We start from the raw sequence: 2503 nt of genomic DNA on the forward strand, positions 1-2503 counted from the left end.
TTGATATTAGTAAACTTCCTGCTAAACATGATGATATATCACTTTACATGGAAGATTTAGAAGTTGCTAAAGTTGTATATAACTATACAAACATTGAATTAAAAGATATAACAGCAAAACCAGGAGAAACAATAACAATAAAAGCAAAACTAACAACAAACAATAATGAACTAGTACAAGCTGGAAAAGTAGCATTTAAAATAAATGGATGTACAATAGGACATGCAAATGTAAAAGTAGGATATGCTTCACTCAATTACAAAATACCAGAAAACTACTCAGCAAAAGACTACAAAATAACAGTAGTATATGGTGGAAGCAGTGACTTTATAGAAGCACGTATGAATAAAACACTACACCTAAACAAAATTAAAACAAGCACAAACCTAACAACCAGCATTGAAGGAAATACACTAAAAATAACAGTAGATCCAAAAGATAAAAAAGGAAACACAGTAAAAACTGGAAAAATATGTGTAAAAATAGAAGGAAAAACACTACAAACCATAAAAATAAAAGGAAAAACAACATTAAACTTCACAATACCAAAAAGTTGGAATAACCGAGAAATAAAAGTACTAGCAATATATGGAGAAAATAACAACCATAAAGAAAGCAGAACTGAAATAAAAACAAAAATAACACTACCAAATACAAAAACAACAAAAACAGATGAAACAATAAACAACTACTATGTATCAGCAAATACAGGATCAGATACAAACACAGGATCACAAAGCAGTCCATTTAAAACAATACAAAAAGCAATAACAACAGTAACAAATAACAAACAAAATGCAAACATATACCTTGACGGTATATTTAAAGGAGTAGGAAATACTAACCTAACTGTACCTGGAGATCTACATATTAACTTTATTGGTGTTGGAAATTCAAGTATCGATGGAGAAGTAAATTATACACTTTCAAATAGTTCAGGTGTATGGGGAGCATCACTTGAATGGGAACCATACAACAATGGTCGTGGAAACTGGGCTATGAAAATAACACAAGGTAATGGTCTTATAACAATATCTAACTTTACAATTAAAAACTGTTGGAATGCTGGTGGAAGTAGTATAAGTGCATATCCTACAGCAACTGTAGATAACTATGGTAACCTTGCTGTTAATAATGTAAGTTTCATATTCAACCATGGTGGAGTAGGAGCAAGTATAAGAAATAATCCTGGTGCAAATATTAATGTAACAAATAGTTTATTTGAAGAAAACCGTAAATCATCAAGTACTGGTAACTACGGAGCAGGATTATATAATAATGGAACAGCAACAGTAATAAACAGTACTTTCCAAAATAATTATGCAAGATGGGGATCAGTTACAAATGATAAAAACTTAACACTCATCAACTCAACAATACAAGACAACATAGGATACAATGGAGGAAGTACATTTAAAACAGGAAGTGGAATAACAATCAACACTGGTGGAACAGACTTCTTTAACCAAGGAGACATAGATGGAATAATTACAGTTATTGATGGATGTTACTTTACTAACAATGATCAACTTGACATCTACGTAGATGAAGGAATAGCAAATATAACAAACTGTGTATTTAATAAATCAACAGGAATAAGTGGAGCAGCAAATTCTAATAAATCAGTAACAAATATTATTAACAATACAATTATTAACCCACAACCATCATCAATTCAAAGTAGTTTATCATCATCAGATATGGTAAAATATTCATTATATTTATATGGTGGTTCAAGATATCTTATTGAAAATAATACAGGAGTAAATCTTACATGTTACGCTATAGAAGCAAGAAGTATGTATCCTATGCAAAATGCTATTATACGTAATAATATATTTGATAATTCAATTTTAATTAATAGTGGAAGTAATAATATTATTGAAAATAACAATATTACATCAAAACAAGAATATGCAATATATCTTGGTACACAATCAAATACAAAAGTTACAGGTAATTATCTTAAATCATCACAATTTGAAGGTGATGGAGCAGTATCATACCAGGGAACTAACACAGTAGTTAATAACACACCTAAAATGGGTTTAATCAGACTTAATGATGAAAACTTCTATCAATACTTTGATGATGATGGAAACTTAAAATCAGTTTATGATTATATAGACCAAATTACATTAATAGGTGCTTTAAAAGATAAAACAATGATTTTTAACCAAACAATAAAAATCGGACAACAAAATGGTTGGCCTATAATAATATCTAATAATACAACTATTATTATAAATAAAGGATTTGTTAATGCTACAGGTATTAAAGTATTAAATACAAATAATCAACCAGTATTTATATTAAACACAGATAATAACATTATCACAGGATCTAATCTAACAACAAAAGCTACTAATACAATTATCATAAATAATACAAAAAATAACACAATAACAGGAAATATACTAATTGCAGATTTACTTGTAGGTGATGAATCAGTAAAAACAACAACAGCAGACGCAGATAATATAACAGGAAACACACCATTATA

General features: G+C 28.8%; 1 protein-coding gene. It reads left to right on the forward strand.

The window, feature by feature from the left end:
- The coding region (locus MSCUN_RS05505; RefSeq protein ID WP_211305558.1) for a right-handed parallel beta-helix repeat-containing protein at nucleotides 1–2503 on the forward strand (2503 nt) is incomplete at both ends.

Origin of the sequence: Methanosphaera cuniculi (genome assembly GCF_003149675.1) — an archaeon.
GTDB classification, from domain to species: domain Archaea; phylum Methanobacteriota; class Methanobacteria; order Methanobacteriales; family Methanobacteriaceae; genus Methanosphaera; species Methanosphaera cuniculi.